This is a genomic window from Pseudovibrio sp. FO-BEG1 (assembly GCF_000236645.1).
In the GTDB taxonomy this organism is placed as follows: Bacteria; Pseudomonadota; Alphaproteobacteria; order Rhizobiales; family Stappiaceae; genus Pseudovibrio.
This window is the reverse complement of sequence record NC_016642.1, coordinates 2,732,670-2,751,439: the sequence shown is the minus strand read 5'-3', so window position 1 is coordinate 2,751,439 and position 18,770 is coordinate 2,732,670. Positions and strand designations below refer to the sequence as shown.

The 18,770-nt window shown below is 49.6% G+C and carries 15 protein-coding genes; 11 read left to right on the top strand and 4 right to left on the bottom strand.

Annotation, left to right across the window (positions count from 1 at the left end):
• The first annotated feature begins 14 nt into the window (after positions 1–14).
• Positions 15–4,418, top strand: a complete 4,404-nt coding sequence (locus PSE_RS12625; protein ID WP_014285222.1) for a translocation/assembly module TamB domain-containing protein — start codon at positions 15–17, stop codon at positions 4,416–4,418.
• Here PSE_RS12625 and PSE_RS12620 read toward each other — a convergent pair.
• Positions 4,415–5,431 (bottom strand): Ldh family oxidoreductase, encoded by a 1,017-nt coding sequence (locus PSE_RS12620; RefSeq protein WP_014285221.1) that lies wholly within the window; start codon positions 5,429–5,431, stop codon positions 4,415–4,417. The genes PSE_RS12625 and PSE_RS12620 overlap by 4 nt on opposite strands.
• Positions 5,432–5,889: 458 nt before the next feature.
• On the opposite strand from PSE_RS12620, the gene PSE_RS12615 reads away from it, so the two are divergent.
• The 8 genes from PSE_RS12615 to PSE_RS12575 all read left to right on the top strand — a co-directional run bounded on the left by PSE_RS12615 (position 5,890) and on the right by PSE_RS12575 (position 13,510).
• Complete coding sequence (locus tag PSE_RS12615; RefSeq protein WP_014285220.1) at positions 5,890–7,365, top strand: NAD-dependent succinate-semialdehyde dehydrogenase; 1,476 nt, start codon at positions 5,890–5,892, stop codon at positions 7,363–7,365.
• A 70-nt stretch (positions 7,366–7,435) separates the two neighbouring features.
• Positions 7,436–7,984: a GNAT family N-acetyltransferase gene (locus PSE_RS12610; protein WP_014285219.1), complete on the top strand. Its 549-nt coding sequence runs from the start codon at positions 7,436–7,438 to the stop codon at positions 7,982–7,984.
• Positions 7,985–8,077: 93 nt separating this feature from the next.
• Positions 8,078–8,581: a class I SAM-dependent methyltransferase gene (locus tag PSE_RS12605; RefSeq protein ID WP_014285218.1), complete on the top strand. Its 504-nt coding sequence runs from the start codon at positions 8,078–8,080 to the stop codon at positions 8,579–8,581.
• A 318-nt stretch (positions 8,582–8,899) separates the two neighbouring features.
• Positions 8,900–9,478 carry a YceI family protein gene (locus PSE_RS12600; RefSeq protein WP_014285217.1) on the top strand — a complete coding sequence of 193 codons (579 nt, stop codon included), beginning with the start codon at positions 8,900–8,902 and terminating at the stop codon, positions 9,476–9,478.
• Positions 9,479–9,575: 97 nt separating this feature from the next.
• Positions 9,576–10,145 (top strand): cytochrome b, encoded by a 570-nt coding sequence (locus PSE_RS12595; RefSeq protein ID WP_014285216.1) that lies wholly within the window; start codon positions 9,576–9,578, stop codon positions 10,143–10,145.
• 21 nt (positions 10,146–10,166) lie between these two features.
• Positions 10,167–10,736 carry a YceI family protein gene (locus tag PSE_RS12590; protein WP_008552057.1) on the top strand — a complete coding sequence of 190 codons (570 nt, stop codon included), beginning with the start codon at positions 10,167–10,169 and terminating at the stop codon, positions 10,734–10,736.
• A gap of 183 nt (positions 10,737–10,919) precedes the next feature.
• A complete protein-coding gene (locus PSE_RS12585; protein ID WP_014285215.1) occupies positions 10,920–12,554 on the top strand; it encodes a fumarate hydratase in 1,635 nt (544 codons plus the stop codon).
• A gap of 359 nt (positions 12,555–12,913) precedes the next feature.
• Positions 12,914–13,510, top strand: a complete 597-nt coding sequence (locus tag PSE_RS12575; RefSeq protein ID WP_014285214.1) for a L,D-transpeptidase — start codon at positions 12,914–12,916, stop codon at positions 13,508–13,510.
• Between the two features lie 31 nt (positions 13,511–13,541).
• Here the strand turns inward: PSE_RS12575 and PSE_RS12570 are convergent, their stop codons facing one another.
• A complete protein-coding gene (locus PSE_RS12570; protein WP_014285213.1) occupies positions 13,542–13,907 on the bottom strand; it encodes a gamma-butyrobetaine hydroxylase-like domain-containing protein in 366 nt (121 codons plus the stop codon).
• A gap of 189 nt (positions 13,908–14,096) precedes the next feature.
• Here PSE_RS12570 and moaA point away from each other — a divergent pair, with 189 nt between their 5' ends.
• Positions 14,097–15,131, top strand: a complete 1,035-nt coding sequence (gene moaA / locus PSE_RS12565; RefSeq protein WP_051125911.1) for a GTP 3',8-cyclase MoaA — start codon at positions 14,097–14,099, stop codon at positions 15,129–15,131.
• A 62-nt stretch (positions 15,132–15,193) separates the two neighbouring features.
• Here the strand turns inward: moaA and PSE_RS12560 are convergent, their stop codons facing one another.
• A complete protein-coding gene (locus tag PSE_RS12560) occupies positions 15,194–15,376 on the bottom strand; it encodes a Flp family type IVb pilin (protein ID WP_014285211.1) in 183 nt (60 codons plus the stop codon).
• A gap of 574 nt (positions 15,377–15,950) precedes the next feature.
• Between PSE_RS12560 and gcvA the strand changes: the two genes are divergently transcribed.
• Positions 15,951–16,859 carry a transcriptional regulator GcvA gene (gene gcvA, locus PSE_RS12555; RefSeq protein ID WP_041768415.1) on the top strand — a complete coding sequence of 303 codons (909 nt, stop codon included), beginning with the start codon at positions 15,951–15,953 and terminating at the stop codon, positions 16,857–16,859.
• 184 nt (positions 16,860–17,043) lie between these two features.
• Here gcvA and apbC read toward each other — a convergent pair whose 3' ends face one another.
• Positions 17,044–18,177 carry an iron-sulfur cluster carrier protein ApbC gene (apbC, locus tag PSE_RS12550; RefSeq protein ID WP_041768990.1) on the bottom strand — a complete coding sequence of 378 codons (1,134 nt, stop codon included), beginning with the start codon at positions 18,175–18,177 and terminating at the stop codon, positions 17,044–17,046.
• Between the last annotated feature and the right edge of the window lie 593 nt (positions 18,178–18,770).

The following is an 18,770-nucleotide window of genomic DNA, read 5'->3' as shown; positions in this document are numbered from 1 at the left end:
AGATCAAAGAACGAATGCAACTGGTTCGACGCATCACTGCCCTGTTTGGCAAACTGCTGGCTCTTCTTCTTGTGCTGGTACTGGTGATTTATGCCGGACTTGTGGTGACGACTAGTTTTAGTGCCGGACGACAGTTTCTTGGATCAACACTCAGTTCGTTTTTGCCTGACATTACAATCGATCAACCTCAGCTGACAGCAGAAGGCAACATCTATGCTGAACGCGTGATAATTGAAGATATGAAGGGCGAGTGGCTGGTGGTACAGCGAGCTTCTGTACACTGGTCCCCTCTAGCTCTTTTGGTTGGATCACTCGATGTGCAAGAGATTGCAGCGCAGCAGGTGATGCTTGCTCGTCTTCCTGAAGCTACAGAAACAACCACTGAAAAGCCCCCCGCTTCAGAAGAGACAGGTATCTCCCTTCCCTTCAGCTCTATTGAGTTTAAGCAGCTTAAGATCTCAGAGGTTACACTTCCAGCAGAGATTGCCGGGATGCCTGCGAAGTTTATGATCGATGGTTCAGCAGCCTATTCCAGCACTCCAGAAAAAGTTAAAGGCCAGATCAGCATCACTCGTTTTGGAGAGATACAGGGTTCGGCAAACCTAGATGTAGACTTTGCTCCCGCTGATAGCATCTTCAATTTCAAGGCGACTGTTTCAGAGGCAGCAAACGGTTTGGCCGCACATCTCCTCGACCTTCAAGGAGCACCTAGTTTCGCTCTTCGTATGGAAGGTGGCGGACCGTTGTCAGATTGGACCTCCTCCCTTCAGGTCGATCTGAACAATGCCCGTGCAGTTGAGGGAGATGTTTCGCTAACGCAAAGCGGCATGCAAAAAACGCTGACCACAAACCTATCAGGAGAACTGGCTCAGTTTCTCCCAGCAACAGCCTCCAGCCTCTTTGCAGGACAAACGTCGTGGTTTGCAACAGCTACGCTGAATGAGAGTTATCTGCCTCTGTCGGCTCAAGCTAAGCTTTCGACCGGAACCATTGTGTTGCAGGTGGAAAATGACTACTCGGCTGATGGCGGCGCCTTAATCGCGAAGGTTCAGGCTCAGACTATTGAAGGCAGCAACCGTCCTTTGCAGTTTGTCACTGATGGGCAAGTTGTTGGTCTAGGATCCTTCGCTCTTAATGCTTCCGCTTCCGGGCCTCTGGAGAACCTGAACTGGGATTTGTTTGCAAACGCAAATCAGTTGACCACACAAGATGTCGATGTAGACCAGATTACTCTTAGAGCAAAAGGCGATAGAGCGAAGATATCTGAACAGCTGATCTCCATTCCTTTGGAAGCCGACCTTCAGGTCAACGGGTCTCACTTTGCGGCAGCACAAAATAAAGTGCTTGAGAGCTTTACGGTTTCCATGAAAGGAACCGCTCTTCCCAACCAGCAAAAACTGGAGCTGAGCGAGCTTCATGCGGAGACAGCTGGAGCGACTGCACGGTTTAACTTGGTCGAAGTTACTCCAAGCAACGGGCAGGCACAGGGAAGTATCTCAATTTCAGATCTCGGATTTATCTCGAGCTTTGTGCAGCAAGAGTTTGCTGGTTCTGTGGAAGCTCAACTCGCAGTTCTGGCAGATTTCACTAAGCAATCAGGTGATATAAATCTAGAAGGCACCAGCAGCCGGGTGCGCCTGCAAAATGAGAGTTTGGACCGTGTTCTTGTTTCTCCAAGCCGGTTTGCAGCTAAGCTTTCAGCCACACTCAATAGCAATGATTTGCTGGCGTCTTATGGACAGTTGGAGACACTCCGCTTTGAGAATGCCTTTGGCCAGATTGAAGCCCATGGCAGCTTACAAGATAGGCAAACAGAAGGTGCCTTCTCTGCTCTAATCCGCGAACTTGAGCTTCTGGAGCCACGTGTCCGAGGTATGCTCTCTGCAAACGGCACAATATCAGGCAGTGCCAATGCACCAAATGTTACGTTACAGGTTCAGTCTGAGCGGATTGAAATGGATGGCGTGCCTCTTGAGCAGTTGAAGCTATCCGCAGACGCTAAACTCTCTGAGACCTCCCCCAATGCGGACATCAATCTGAGCGGGCGCTTCAAGGGAGAAGAACTGGCCGGTCAGTTCAAGCTGGTGAGTGAAGATAGCAAACTCTCAGTTCCAACACTTGAGTTCGATCTGGGTGGTAACAAGGTTTCCGGTAATGCGCATGCGGATGATCTTGCCCAGCTTCCATTGGGATTGGTGGGGCACTTCTCAATTGCAGCAAATGATCTGAGCACACTTTCCCCGCTGGCCTTGACTGAGATGGAAGGCCGGGCCCAAGGGGAGATCGATATCCAGCAAAAAGATGGCCACACTCAGGTTGAGTTTGATCTTAGCAGCGAAGGCCTTCGTTTTGCTGAAAGCTCCGTTGGCTCTTTCATGGCCAAGGGATGGATCGACAAAGCTTTCACACGCCCTTCTGCCAATGCCAGTATCAAGCTGGAAGGCGTTGAGGTTGAAGGTGTGGCTTTGAATGCTCTCACTGTTGAGGCAACGCCGGTTGAAGGTTCAACCAGCTCAGCCATTGCTACTGGTTTCACGATTGATGCGGCTTTTGCGGAAAACAATGACAATTTTAAAAGCAGCGGTGTACTGCAGGCTGTACCTAACGGACTTCAGATCAAAGTCAGCAAATTGCAAGGACTTTACAAAGGCATTCAAGCCAATCTCAAGCAGCCTACCACCATCTCGTTGTTGGAAGATCGGCGTACTGTCACGTCCTTTGAACTAGAACTCGGTAGCGGATCACTGCAAGTTTCGGGCACCGACAGCACTGAGCTGAACATTACCGCCAGGATGAACCAACTGCCGCTTTCGCTGGCCAATGCATTTGTTCCGTCTCTGGAACTGGACGGTACGCTCAACGGAGAAGCACGGGCTTTTGGCAAGGTGGATACGCCAGAAGTCAGCTGGAACCTTGCACTGAATGACTTCTCTGCAAAACCGCTCAAAGATAACAGAATTTTGCCGCTGCAAATCACGAGCACAGGCTCTTTTGCGGGAAACGAGGTCAATCAAAAAACAGCGGTTACAAATGGCGCCGGACTGAACCTTCAAGCGAACGGAAAAGTCGGCATTGCCGGCGCTCAGAATGTTTCACTGACTGCAAACGGCAACATCCCGCTAGACGTTGTTGGAGCAAAACTGATCGAACTGGGCTTTGGCGGTAGCGGCGGTTTCCAGTTGAACGGCTCGGTTACCGGAAGTCTGCGAGATCCGCAGATTGCGATGGAGATTCGGCCAAATCAGCTGGAAACAACGCAGCTCTCAACTGGCATGACGCTGAATGACTATAGCGGTGCCATTCATATAACTCGGCAAGAAGTTATCATCAATGCTCTAGGCGCCAAGTTCATCAATGGCGGAACGCTCAAACTGGATGGCAAGCTAGGTCTGGGTGAAGCACTTCCTGCGCAGATCGATCTGGTCATTGATGGTGGTCGGTATGTTGATGGAACGTTTGTCAGCGCCTTGATTAACGCAGACCTGTCGCTTCGAGGTTCTCTTGGGGATACGGGATCACCACCTGCAATTGGCGGTAAAGTGGTTATTGAGCAAGCTGATATTGAGATCCCAAGTTCCTTTAGTTCAAGCATCAATCCGGTCATTGTTCGGCATTTGAATGCACCGAAGCCTGTTTTAGCTCAATCAAAGGCACTTGCTCAGGATGAAGGTCGTGAGAACCCGAAGAAAGGCAATGAGAGCAGCCCAATAGAGAAAGCCACATTGAATGTGGATGTTGAAGCTCCGGGTAAGATCTTTATTCGCGGGCGCGGTGTGAATGCTGAAGCAGGTGGCTCCCTCAACATTGGCGGTACGGTGAGCAATATTCAGACCGTGGGAGCCTTCTCGCTGGTTCGCGGACGGATCGACATCCTCTCCAAGAGACTCACCCTCAGCCGCGGAAATGTAACTTTCAGTGGGTCTCTGGTGCCGTTTCTTGATTTTGCCGCTACAACAACCTCTGGCTCAACTGAGGTGACTGTTTTGGTTAGTGGCCCTGCGAACGTTCCTGTGATTGACTTCACATCTGTTCCAAGCCTGCCGAAAGATGAGATCGTCTCTCAGCTGCTCTTTGGTGAATCTGTCAATGATCTGTCGCCAGTTGAGTTGGCTCGGCTTGCGAGCGCCATTGCTACGCTTACAGGTGGTAGTGGAGCAGAAGGACCTTTGGGTACATTGCGCAATCTACTGGGCGTCAGTGATATCGACATCAACTTTGATGCTGAAGGTAATCCAGAACTGGCCGTGGGTGGTTATATCAACGAGCGCATTTATCTAGGCGTCACGCAAGAACCAACCACAGGTGATAATGCGGCGACGGTAGATATCGATGTGACCAAGTTCCTGAAGCTGCGCGGGGAAGCCAGCTCAGACGGGGATGCAAAAGCTGGCTTCTATTATGAGCGGGAGTACGACTAGGCTGAGTGCCCAGCGAGCCGGACAGCTTCCTCATAAATTGGCTTTGGCAAATTGATACCGTTCAGACGGGCCTTCTCACGTGCTGCCAGACGTGAGGTTCCCGGCAATCGAGCCCCCTGCTCTGCCTCAATAGCTGCCACCATTGTTTGCATGCGTTCTGCGAATGCGCCGTCTGAGACAAGATCTGCGTTGATTGTGAGGATGACTTGCCCAAGGTTTGGCGCATCGCCTTCTCCTGAGAACAGGCTGGAGGCCTCAAACCCAAATGCTGTTCCGCACAAGCCTGCTGCGAGGATTTCAATCATCATTGCCAACGCGGCCCCCTTCGCCTCTCCAATCGGGATCATGGTTCCGGCCAGTGCTGCGTCCGGATCCGTGGTTGGCTGACCTTCTGCATCCAGTGCCCAGCCTTCTGGGATGGTTTTGCCAGTGCGCTGTGCAGCCATAATTTTTCCGCGAGCTACACGAGACAGCGCCAGATCGATGACAAGTGGCTCGCCGTCTGCATTTGGTGCAGCAAATGCAATTGGGTTGGTGCCAAACATGGGGTTCTTGCCACCATAGGCAGCGATTGCTTTTGGTCCATTGCCAAAGATGAACGCAACCATTCCGTCCCGAGCCAGCCGCTCACAATGCGCGCCTGCCTGTCCGAAGTGATGGGAATGGCGGATTGCGCTTAATGCAAGACCGTTTTTTGCTGAGGCTTCTTTCAGGAAAGGCAATGCAACTTCGATGGCTGGGTAGGCAAAACCAAACTTGGCATCGATCCGTTGCACGACAGGCGTGATCAGTTCGGCTTCCGGTTTGGCATAGCCATCTACTTTTCCGGTGCGGGTTTGTGCTGTGTAGGATGGTATTCTGGAAAGGCCATGACCTCCCTGTCCATCAACCTCAGCATTCACCAGCGCTTGCCCAACAATCTCAGCAACTGCTGGATCTGTTTTATTCGCAGACAGAGCATCGATGGTAAGTTTGCGTGCTTCTTGTAATGTGAGATTGACCGTGTCTGACATGAGGCGCCTTTAAACTATTTGCGTTCTTAACAAATCGCTCGTGACATATTTTGCGCCGGAGCACAATTGAAGCCTGCTCTCGATTGGTGTGCAAACCTCGATGCATTGAGGCATGCAAGAAACGAGGATGACAAAACAGCAGAAACATACTGGATAACGGGATTTTGGGAATGATATCATTCCAGATTTTTCCGGCAGGCTCTGTCCGAAGGACTGTGCCGTAACGGCTTATAACTGCGTGAGTTTTGGATCTATCCGCAATCCATTGAGAAAGAGACAGTGGTTTGAACCACGGATTTGCATTGCAGAATGGATCATTCTTTGCAAATCCTAGGGGAACTAGGTGTTTTTCCTAGATCTACCACTTATATGTGTAGTCGGGTTACGCCATTAGCCGATCTTACCTCTCTGTCTCTTCCCCAGTTCTGCCGGGATATGACTTCATTCAGGAGATACTCATGAGTTCAACACTCTCACTCACCAAAGAAATTCCGCTCCTTCGTGAAGCCTGTCTCATAGGGGGCAAATGGGTTAGCGGAGATGAAAGCAACTCCATCTCAGTGAACAATCCAGCAACCGGTGAAATCATTGGCCGTGTGCCTCGATTTGGTCGCTCTGAAACGGTTGAAGCCATCGATGCAGCACAGGCAGCATTTGCGGTCTGGTCTAAGATGACTGCGGTTGAGCGTTGCAATCTTATGCTGCGTTGGGCTGATGTGATTACTGAGAACCAGAAAGAACTTGCCGAACTGCTGACTATTGAGATGGGTAAGCCTCTTGCAGAGGCGACAGGTGAAGTTGCTATCACGGCCAATTACATTCGTTTCTTCGCTGAGGAAGGCAAGCGCGTTTATGGTGATGTGATCCCTTCTCCATGGAAAGACCGCCGCATCATGGTGACCAAAGAGCCAGTAGGTGTTGTTGGTGCCATTACACCATGGAACTTCCCGAGCTCCATGTTGGGTCGCAAGTTGGCTGCGGCTCTTGGTTCCGGCTGTACGGTTGTTGCCAAGCCTGCAAGCCAGACCCCTTATTCCGCTTTGATCCTTGGTGAGCTTGCTGAGAAGGCTGGCATCCCTGCTGGTGTCATCAACATCATCACAGGCTCTGCAGCTCAGATTGCAGATGAGCTTTGCGAGAACGAGAAGGTTCGCAAGATCACCTTCACCGGCTCCACTCCAATTGGAAAGCAACTGGCTTCCAAAGCACTAGCAAACATGAAGAAAGTTTCCATGGAACTTGGCGGCAATGCGCCGTTTATCGTGTTTGACTCCGCTGATCTGGATAAGGCTGTTGAGGGTGCGATTGCCTCTAAGTTCAGAAACTCTGGCCAGACCTGCGTATGTGCCAACCGTATCTATGCTCAGGCGGGCATTTATGAAGAATTCTCTGCCAAGCTGAAGGCAGCGATTGAAGATCAGCTGCGTGTAGGTGATGGCTTGAAACCAGGTGTGAACCAGGGTCCTCTGATTGATGGTGGTGCAGTTGCCAAAGTTGAAGAACTCATCGCAGATGCCGTTGAGAAAGGTGGAACCGTCATCACCGGCGGCAAGCTGGATGCACAGGGCGGGACTTTCTTTGAACCGACTTTGCTGCTCAACGCGACACCTGACATGAAGGTTGCAAAAGAAGAGACATTCGGTCCGTTTGCACCTGTCTTCAAGTTCGAGAGCGAAGAAGATGTCATCGCGATGGCCAATGACACTGAGTACGGCCTGGCTTGTTACTTCTACACACAGGATCTGGGGCAGACTTTCCGCGTGATGGAAGCTCTTGAGTACGGTCTCGTGGGTGTAAACGAAGGCGTGATCACCACAGAGTATGCGCCGTTTGGTGGTTACAAAGACAGCGGCATGGGCAATGAGGGTTCCAAATACGGAATCGATGACTACATCAACATCAAATACTCTTGCATTGGTGGGCTTGGCCTTTAAAGCTCATTGTTAATTTTGTGGGGAGCCGGAGTGTTCATCACTCCGGCTTTTTCTTTTGGGGACTGCTTTCGTGATTATAGAACAAGAACGTTGTACGGCTGCGCCAACACTCAAAGGTGAGCGCATCATTATGCGTGCGCACCAAGCCTCTGATTTTGACGCCTGCTGTGCTTTGTGGGCTGATCCTGATGTGGTGCGTTACATTTCCGGTAAGCCTTCCAGCCCTACAGACACATGGGGGCGTATTCTCAAATACGCCGGGCACTGGAGCCTTTCTGGCTTTGGGTACTGGGCCGTCATTGAGAAAGATACGGGCGAGTTGATTGGCGATGTTGGGTTTTCTGACTTCAAACGCGATATCACTCCAAGCCTTGATGGCTTGGCTGAAGCCGGTTGGGTGATTTCTCCCAAGTTCCACGGCAAAGGTTATGCGCGTGAAGCGGTTGAGCTTGGTCTTTCATGGTTGAAGGACTCCCGTTTATTTCCTGAAGCACATTGTATTATTGCGCCAGAAAACAAAGCCAGCGTCACCCTTGCTGAGCGAGTTGGCTTTGAGAAGTATACAGATGGAACTTATATGGGTAGTCCGACAGTTTTCATGAAGCAAAGCTTTACTTAAAGCGATAAGCCCAGCTGGCAACTCACTGGTTGGGCTTGTTCATTTTCTGCGATCCTGTATATGCTTTCTTTAAAGATCCATGCAGGCTGAGTTATGCAGAAATACGATAAGATTTACGCCAAGGACGAAAGTTACTTCGGCCATACCTCCAAGCAATTTACGACATTGTTTTCCAATCTGGATTTCGATAGCGGGACTATTCTTGATCTGGGTGCCGGACAGGGACGTGATGCGATTTTTCTCGCCAAGCGCGGTTACAACGTCATTGCGGTCGATAGCTCCAAAGTTGGCCTGAACCAGTTACAGGAACGTGCTGAAGCTGAGAACCTGCCGATTGAGATCGTCCATGCTGATGCGCTTGGTTACACCCCGCCTCAAGACCTTGATGCGATTGTGGCTGACCGCTTTTTCCACGAGCTGCCAAACAATGCGCGCGTCAAACTTCTGCAGCGTATGCTTGGGTACCTTCGTGTTGGTGGTTATATGCTTATCGCAGATGATAAGAGTGTTCTGCCAAATCTGCGTGATGCGCTGAAGAAAGAGAAATTTGAAGTTCTGCGTGACAAGAACGGAATTCTCTTCACTTACAAGCCTTAGAGGCTATTTCAGGAGGCGCCTTGGCGTGCCTCCTTTTCTGCTGTTACCAAACAGCCAGCAACTGATAGATCACACACGAAAATGTGATGTAAAACCCTTATATTTTTGCAGTTGTATCAGCTGGTTTTACAATCTCCATTATGTTGCCACAGTGACAACTCATTTCCGTAACAATGTTTGCAAAAATCGGCGTTATTGCTGACTTTTCCGTGATTGTGCACTCAGGCTGAACAATGCGTTTAATTGCAATTCCCGAAACATGTGCCAATTGTATGCCCAAGCTTGACGTTCACAGTTCAACAGAAATTGGAGATTACAATGAAATCAGTTCGCTTCGGAATGCTCACAGTTGCAGCTTCTTTCCTCGCAACAGCAGCAGTTGCTGAACCAGTTGCATACGACGTTGATATGTCCCACGCAAATCTGGCGTTCGACTACAACCACCTGGGTTACTCCACCACTGATGGTCGCTTTGGCACCTGGACCCCTACCCTGATCATCGATGAAGAAAACCCTGCGAACTCCAAAGTTGATGTTGAGATTGACGTTAACTCCCTCGACACCTTCTGGGCAAAACGCGATGAGCACCTGAAGAGCGCTGATTTCTTCGACGTTGCAAAATTCCCATCCGCAACATTCAAGTCCACCAAGGTTGAGCAGGTTGGTGAAAAGAATCTGGAAGTGACTGGTGACCTGACTATCCGCGGCGTTACCAAGCCAACCGTTCTTGAAGTGGTTGTAAACCAGATCGCTGAACACCCAATGGCTAAGAAGAAAGCTGTTGGCCTTGATGCAACAACAACCATCAAGCGCTCCGACTTCGGCATGGCAATGGCTGTTCCTTACGTTTCTGACGAAGTGAACATCAAAATCAGCTTCGAAGCGACCATTAAGTAATGGTTCTGGCCTGCATGCGGAAGCAAATGTCCCAGCAGACCATATAACCTTGGCGAAGGGGCTGTAACGTCCCTTCCCTTGATCAAAGGATTTCTCCATGATCAGAAATACACGATCAGCCTATGGCATTGTTGCGATCACGTTGCACTGGACCATAGCCACGCTCATTATTGGTATGCTTGGGTTTGGTCTCTACATGGTGACCCTGCCAATTTTTGAGCCAGCAACCTACTCTCTTTATCAGCTTCACAAATCCATTGGCTTTGTCGTTCTTGCGCTTGTTGCGCTGCGCATTCTCTGGAAGATTACAAGCATCACCCCAGATCTGCCTGCTGAGATGCCTGGCTGGGAGAAGCTGGCTGCGCATCTGGGACACATCAGCCTTTATGCTTTAATGCTGATTATGCCACTGACAGGATGGCTTCTGGTTTCATCCAGCCCGCTGGGTCTTCCGTCAGTGTTCTTTAACCTCTTTGAGATTCCGCACCTACCAACACCTGAGTTTTTGGGGCAAAAAGCGGATGTGTCTGCGTTCTTCACCGCAGTGCATGGCTGGGCTGCGTATGCGTTTATCGCAGTGATCCTCGCTCATGTTGGAGCTGCCCTTAAGCACTACTTCATATCCAAGGATAAAGTCTTACAGCGTATGTTGTCCTCAAAGGCTTAATTTGAGGATCCGGAGAAAACTATGAAACGATTGACCGATTTGTTCTTTAAAGCCAGCGCAATTTTGGCATTCATTCTGGTAGCAGCAGCTTCTACAGCCTCTGCTGAAGAATGGTACGTAGATCGCAACAAAAGTACGCTTGGCTTTGAAGTCATCAATAACGGAAATACCGTTACCGGTACATTTGCAACCTGGAATGCAAAGATCATCTTCGACAAAGCTGATCTTGAGAATGCTCAGATTCAGGCCACCATCATCACCGGAAGCGTGAAGACAGAAGACGCTCAGGCTGCGGGTGCAATCACCACAGCACAGTGGTTGGACATTTCCAGCTACCCAGATGCCATCTTCCGCGTTGACAATGTGGTTCCAGCTGGCGGTGATCTTTATGAAGCAGCTGGCACTTTGGAGCTTAAAGGCGCCAAGATTGCTGTGTTCCTTCCCTTCACTTTGACCATTGAAGGTGACACGGCTCACGCTGTTGGTGAAGCCACACTTTCACGCGGTGACTTCAAGATTGGTGATGGCGTGCCAGACAGCACCGTCAGCAACAAAGTTACTGTGAAGCTGGATCTTTACGCGACACGTTAATGACCTGCCCGTGAGAGAGGCTTGCATTTTCCACCACGTCTCTCGTCAATTCGGCGTAATCTAGTAAATTTGACGAATTTTGAAGGCTGAGGGGCTTTGCCCCTCGGCTTTTTCTCTATAAAACGGCGCTCAGCAAATTCAACAGTGTACAGCTGTACACCAAAATAGCCAGAGAGTGCCAAGATGTCTGAAACACTTGCTCCCGAGTACGTTCACACCTCTCTTTTTCCATTGGGTAAGGACAAGACCCCGTATCGCAAGCTGACTTCCGAGTTTGTTAGCGAAGTTGAGTTTGACGGAGAAAAAGTCCTGAAGGTGGAGCAAGAGGGCTTGCGCCTGCTTGCTGAAGAAGCATTTAAAGACATCAACCACTTCCTGCGCCCTTCTCACCTTGAGCAGCTGCGGAAAATTCTGGATGATCCTGAAGCAACTGCAAACGACAAGTTTGTTGCTTTTGATCTCATGAAAAACGCGAATATTGCAGCAGCTGGCGTTCTGCCTATGTGTCAGGACACCGGCACAGCAATCGTGATGGGTAAGAAAGGCCGCAAGGTCTGGACCAATGGCAACGATGAAGCGGCACTTGGCGAAGGTGCTCGTGACGCTTACTTCAAGAAGAACCTGCGCTACTCCCAGCTGGCACCTCTCTCCATGTTCGAAGAGAAGAACACCAAGAACAACATGCCAGCTCAGATTGAGCTGTATGCTGAGGGGGATGATGCCTACAAGTTTTTGTTCATGGCAAAAGGCGGCGGCTCTGCAAACAAGACTTTCCTGTTTCAGGGCACTCCAAGCCTGTTGACCCGTGATCGTATGATTGAGTTCCTAAAAGAGAAGATCCTTACTCTGGGAACTGCAGCCTGTCCTCCTTACCATCTGGCAATTGTTATTGGTGGTACCTCTGCTGAACTGAACCTAAAATCCGTGAAGCTTGCGTCTGCCCGTTATCTGGACGAGTTGCCAACTGAAGGCTCAGAAGGCGGCCACGCTTTCCGTGATCTGGAGATGGAAACTGAAATTCACAAGCTGACCCAGTCCAGCGGTGTTGGCGCTCAGTTTGGCGGCAAGTACTTCTGTCACGATGTGCGTGTTATCCGCCTGCCACGCCACGGCGCATCTCTACCAATCGGCATTGGTGTTTCCTGCTCTGCTGACCGTCAGGCGACCGGTAAGATCACCAAGGAAGGCATTTTCCTTGAAGATCTGGAGCGGAACCCTGAAGTTTATATGCCAGAAGTCACTGATAGCGATCTTTCTGATGATGTCGTGAAGATCGACCTGACACGCCCGATGAGCGAAATTCTCGGCGAGCTTACAAAGCACCCAACCAAGACCCGTCTGTCGCTGACTGGCCCGTTAATCGTGGCCCGCGACCTTGCGCACTCGAAACTGCGTGATCGCCTTGAGGCCGGTGAACCGCTTCCTGATTACATCAAGAACCACCCTGTCTATTACGCAGGCCCTGCAAAAACACCTGAAGGCATGCCATCCGGTTCCTTCGGCCCGACAACAGCGGGCCGCATGGACGCATATGTCGATCAGTTCCAGGCTGCTGGCGGTTCCATGGTCATGCTGGCAAAAGGTAACCGCTCTGCGGGCGTACGTCGTGCCTGTCAGGCTCATGGTGGTTTTTATCTAGGTTCCATCGGCGGCCCAGCTGCACGATTGGCTCAGGACTGCATCAAGAGCGTTGAAGTGGTTGAATACGAAGAGCTTGGTATGGAAGCTGTCTGGAAGATCGAAGTGGAAGATTTCCCTGCCTTCATCGTGGTTGACGACAAAGGGAATGACTTCTTTAAAGAGCTGAACCTGAGCTAACTACTCGGTCTCAGGATTTACTGAATTAGGGCGCTTTTCGAAGTGCCCTTTTTTGTGCCCAAAGTTCGTGACAATTTCAATCAATCAAACATCAAATTAGCATTATTCATTCTTACTTTTGTCGATTAATTAGTGTTTTAGCTAGATGCAATTTAAGCTCGAGACGAATGTAAATCAGCTTCGAATGGATCATTAGTAAAATCCTTTGCCATAAGAAGCATATAGCGGCAGTTGTAGTCTGTATTACTTCAACAATTAATAGATTTGACATTCTAAGCTGCGAGCGTCTCCCTACTCGCTGCATAAATTCCCTCATGCAAACGAGATAAAACAAACAACAATATCCCAGGGGGTATTCAATGCGCATACTTATCGCGAGTGTTGCACTTTGCTTTGCAGCACTGTTTACCGGAACACAGGCAGACGCTGCGGCTTCTGGAAAGTTCTTTGATCACGCATCCAAGAAGTGGGTGACTTATGGCTCCGCTCAACACGGCAAGTCTCCCATCAAACGCAAGCAAGTCCGCTACAATGGCTCTTACGGCCCGAACACGATTGTAATCAGCACGAAAGATCGTCGTCTTTATCATATCCGTGGCAATGGTACGGCCATGGTTTATGGTGTTGGCGTCGGGCGCGAAGGCTTCCAGTGGGCAGGTACACACCGCATCACCCGCAAGGCGGAATGGCCAAGCTGGACACCACCGAAGGTCATGATCGAACGTGAGCGCCGCAAAGGCCGCATCCTGCCTTCCTTCATGAAAGGTGGTCCGAACAACCCACTTGGTGCACGCGCCATGTATATCGGCAGCACGATCTATCGTATTCACGGCTCCAATGAGCCATGGACTATCGGTTCTGCTGTATCTTCAGGCTGCATCAGAATGGCAAACGAAGACGTCATTCACCTCTATGACAACGTCAACGTTGGCACGAAGGTTGTTGTTCTACGCTAAAATGCATGGGGCTGGTTGCTCGCCAGCCCTTTTAGCCAAGCTCTCTTGAGAGCCCACGTTCTTCCAGTTCTTTCAGATAACGATTCCACAAAAAATCTCGTTGCTCTTCCATCTCCTGGAAGTACGCCCAGGTAAAAATGCCGGTATCGTGCAGATCATCAAATGTCAGTTTAACTGCGTAATTTCCGACCGGATCAACACCGATTATCGAGACATCCTTCTTTCCCGCGATCACTTTTCTTTGATCTGGTGTATGGCCCTGAACCTCTGCTGAGGGCGACATCACCCGCAGAAACTCCGAGGTAAACGAAACTTCGAAGCCATCATCAAAAGTAATTTCAAGATTTTTTCCATTGTTTTTTAAGTGAATTTGCGTAGGCCAACGTGTATCTGACATATTTTTTTGTCCTTGCCCAAGTTCACGGAACTCAGTATTGATGATCTAGGAATTATACCTGTGGTTCTAAGATATTTTCCTAGGTAAATCCACTGGAACTCCTTACTGATGGATTGACGCTAACTCATTGCGTACTACATTAGAATTGTTAAATTCGACGGTTTCAGAGAGACGGAAGTGGAGGTTTCCATGGGGCAGTATGCCGAGGACAAACAGCAGGGTGCGCACCCAGCATTGATTGACCCGTTCGGCCGCGCCGTGACGTATCTTCGCGTCTCTGTGACTGATCGCTGTGACTTGCGTTGCGTGTATTGCATGTCAGAGCACATGACCTTCCTGCCAAAGAAAGACGTTCTTTCGTTGGAAGAACTGGATCGCCTCTGCACCGTTTTCATCGAAAAAGGCGTTCGTAAAATTCGCCTGACAGGTGGTGAGCCGCTCGTCCGTAAAAACATTATGAGCTTTATCCGTGGCCTCAAGCGCCATCTAGACAGCGGAGCTCTTGATGAACTTACGATTACAACGAACGGCACACAACTTGAGCGATATGCCGAAGAGCTGTTTGAAGCAGGGGTTCGCCGCATCAACGTTTCTCTCGACACATTGAACGCTGAGAAGTTCAAGGACGTTACGCGTTGGGGTGATATCCAGAAAGTGTTTAGCGGGATTGAGGCTGCTCAGAAGGCAGGGCTCAAAATCAAGCTTAACGCCGTTGCTCTGAAGAACTTCAACGAAGATGAGCTTGTTCCAATGCTGGAGTGGGCGCACGAACGTGGTCACGACCTCACCTTCATTGAAACAATGCCTCTGGGTGAGATTGATGGCGACCGAAACGAACAGTATTTGCCTTTGAGCGATGTGCGCAAAGCTCTCTCAGCCAAGTACACTCTAACGGACATTCCGTACAAGACTGGCGGTCCTGCTCGTTACATGCGGATTGAGGAAACTGGTGGGCGTCTCGGCTTTATTACGCCAATGACCCATAACTTCTGCGAAAGCTGCAACCGCGTTCGAGTGACATGTACCGGCCAGCTGTTCATGTGCCTGGGTCAGGAAGACCAGAAAGATCTTCGTGCTGCACTGCGCGCATCTGAAGGAAATGAAGTACTTTCGGAAGCGATTGAATCAGCGATTGCCCGAAAGCCGAAAGGCCATGACTTTATTATTGATAGGGATAATAAGTCCGGATCTGTTTCTCGTCACATGAGTATGACGGGTGGATAAATGCAAAACAAACCAAAATTCGTGATAAAACCCAGCTGAATGACAGCTGGGTTTTATATGTTTTAAGTGTTCGGCGCAGCAGTTTTCGCACCTTGAAGCTGAGTAGAAATATTCTTGAATACTGCTGTCAAATCATCACCAAGCAATGTAACTGCAGTAATGATTGCTACTGCAATGAATGCTGCCAAAATACCATATTCAATTGCGGTTGCGCCTGAATCGTCCTTAAGAAACTTAGCGAACATTGTTTTAAACTCCGTTTTGAACCCTAGAAGCCCCACTCCTCATCGGGACTACCGGCAAACTAGGCCTTCATTTCTTGCCAATTTATGAATCAAATTCTCGGTGTAATTAAGGATTGTTGGAATTACGCAGAGAGTGCAACATCAACTCAAAACGCATTCAAATTCAACATACATAAATTCTATATAAATTATTGTTTTTGTTGAACTTTCACTTAGATAAAACTTATACTAATAAATTTACCATTTATTAACTCTATCATTTAATCATCAAATTTCTCGGTGCAAAGTTCCACTGTGTAAACTGCTAGTATCTACTCACGACTTAAACTTAATTTGCTTCCCCCAAAGCACGCGCCATAAAGCGTGAAATGCTCGGGATCGTTCAAAGCGGCCTCTCATCATAAGAGAGTGCATTGGTGCAGTGCGTCGTCGTTTTTGCTCTGCGCAGCTCATAGTCTCAAGAAAATTCGACAAAACAGTCTCCATTTATCGCCTGGATGGGACAATAGTCTTGTGGTGGAGGCCTCGACAAACGAGTAATTTCAAGCAATCAGATCAAATTATTTGAGGTGATATGCGTTACTCGCTTCCTCCACTCAACTCTTTCAGGGCATTTGAGTGTGTTGCCAGACATATGAGTTTTGCGAAGGCCGCTCATGAGCTTGGGCTTACGCCGTCTGCGTTGAGTTATCAGATCAAAATGCTGGAAGAGCAGTTGCAGGTACAGTTGTTTGTGCGACTCAACAGAGCCATCGAGCTTACGCCAGCAGGGCATCGGTTGTTACCGGGAGTGGAAGCTGGCTTAGAAAATTTCAGTGAAGCAGTGGCCCGGGTTAAAGGGATGGACGAGGATAATGTACTGGTCATCTCAACAGGTCCCGGCACAGCCTCAAAGGTGATAGCGCCGCGTATTTACCGCTTCATGGAAGCTTATCCGGAGATTGAACTGCGTATCTCTGCCAATCTGAAATTGGTGGATTTCTATAAGGATGACGTTGATCTTGGGCTACGCTTTGGACGGGGCCCCTATCCGGGATTGCATGTCGACTTTCTTATGGAAGATTATCTGACACCAATGTGCGCGCCGCGATTGGCGGAGCAGGTGCGGCAACCGGAAGACTTAAAGAACTTTACGCTGCTTCACGAAGACAGCATGGCGACTTTTTTGAATGCGCCAAGCTGGAAAGATTGGCTAAGATCGGCTGGTGTTTCTCGCACGGCCTGGGCAGATAAAGGCATGCACTTTTCGCAGATTGATCATGCTCAGGATGCGGCGATTGAAGGGGCCGGAGTAATCCTGGGACGAAAGGTTCTTTGTGCTTATGATGCGCGACTTGGCTTGCTGACAAACCCGTTCGATCTGAAGATCCCTGCAACCGCTCATTACATGTTGGTTGGCTTGGAGAACTCCTTTCAAAAGCACAAATGCAAGGTTTTCATTGATTGGATCAAGTCTGAACTTGAAGAACTTTGTCCAGCTTAGCCAAGCAAGTTTTCCGCGCGCCCTGCCAAGCGCAAATGAAGAAAGAGCCAAATGTATTGAAAACTGAAATCAGTTGTCCGTCTGAGCAGAAGGCATCTTAGCCTCACGACAAATAAAAACGGCAGAGGTCGGATTTAAGACCCTGCCGTTTCACACTTAACTTTATCAATTAGAAGCCAGCTTATCAGCCCATAACAATTTTGGGAGCTGACCTTGCTGCGTCTCCGGTAGGCTGCATTACGCCTTGCCAGAGGCCTGCTGCAATCACGCCATAAGCTTTCGCGATCGGGCTATCAGGATTGCTCACAGTGATTGGCACGCCGGTATCGGATTGCTGGCGGATCTCCATGGTCAGTGGAACCTCACCAAGGAATGGAACCTTCATCTTCTCGGCTTCTGCTTTTGCTCCGCCATGTCCAAAGATCTCATGTGTTCCGCCACAATCCGGGCAGATGAAGTGGCTCATATTTTCGACAACGCCGAGCACAGGGATTGCCACTTTTTCAAACATTGCGATACCACGGCGAGCATCCAAGAGCGCCAGATCCTGAGGCGTAGAAACAACAAGCGCACCTGTCAGAGGTACCTTCTGAGCCATGGTGAGCTGCACGTCTCCGGTTCCTGGTGGCAGGTCAACGATGAGCGCATCCAACTCGCCCCAGTCCACTTCACGAAGCATCTGATTGAGAGCAGAGACAACCATTGGACCACGCCAGATCATGGCGGTATCTTCTTCCACTAGGAAGCCGATGGACATCAATTTGATTCCATGCGCTTCAAGCGGCTTCATAATTCTGTTTTCAGTGACTTCAGGCTGCCCTGATGCGCCCATGAGTTTCGGGATGGATGGGCCGTAGATGTCAGCATCTAACAAACCGACCTTCAATCCCATTGCGGACAAGGCCAGTGCCAGGTTTGCGGAGGTCGTGGATTTGCCGACGCCGCCTTTACCGGAAGCTACTGCGATGATGTGCTTTACGCCCGGAACATCCTGTTTCGCCGGCAGCGGGGCGCCTTTGGGTGGCGCTTTACGTGCAGCTGGAGGAGGTGTTGATGGTGAACCCGGCTGTTTTTCAGCCGTCAAAGCAACCAACACAGTTTCTGCACCGGGGAGAACACTGACAACCTTTTCAGCTGCCTGTCGCAGACCTTCGAGTTCTGTGGCTCGCTCTGCAGGCACCTTGATTGAAAAGACGACACGGCCATCTGCGACAAACAGGTCTGCGACCAGATCCTGATCAACAATGTTGCTTTTGCCATCAGGAGATTTCACCTGTTTGAGCACCTCAAGAACGCGCTCTTGCGTCAATCCAGCCATAGCCTTTTCGGTATCCTTATGGTTTTTGCCTGATGTGAACCCGCCTTTCAGGCGTCCCCACAATCCTTTTGGTTTGTCGTTGTCCATCGTGCACACCCTTTAAAGCCTCTGCCAAGCAGAGAGGGATAAATATGATCTTGCTGGTAAATATGCCTGTCAGCTGAAACTGCAAGCTTTTGCCATTGGTTCTTTGGTATCTTGGTATACTTCTCAAGAAGAATTGAGCAATACAGAATTCATGAAAGATACACCTTGTCCTTTGCGCATTCGCAATCTGTTTTGCTAAACCACGCCGCTATCAGTTGAGCGGAGTTCACGCAAAGTTGAGGTCACCAACACAAATTCACAGATATTTGCGCATTCCGCAAATTCTTTCATTGAAGATAAAACCCAGCGTCTTCTGAGGATTAGAGTGCACGCTAGGGGATCTACCTTACGTTTTGGAGAGCTCGTTTCATGCTCCTGATACAATCACTCAACAAACTGAGAGTAATGCGTGATATTTAGGAAGCTAAGAACCCTCTTGCTGCTGCGCACGGGAGCGGGAGGATCGGGCGAAATTCATGCTGACAATTCTGTTCTGCATTTTCCAC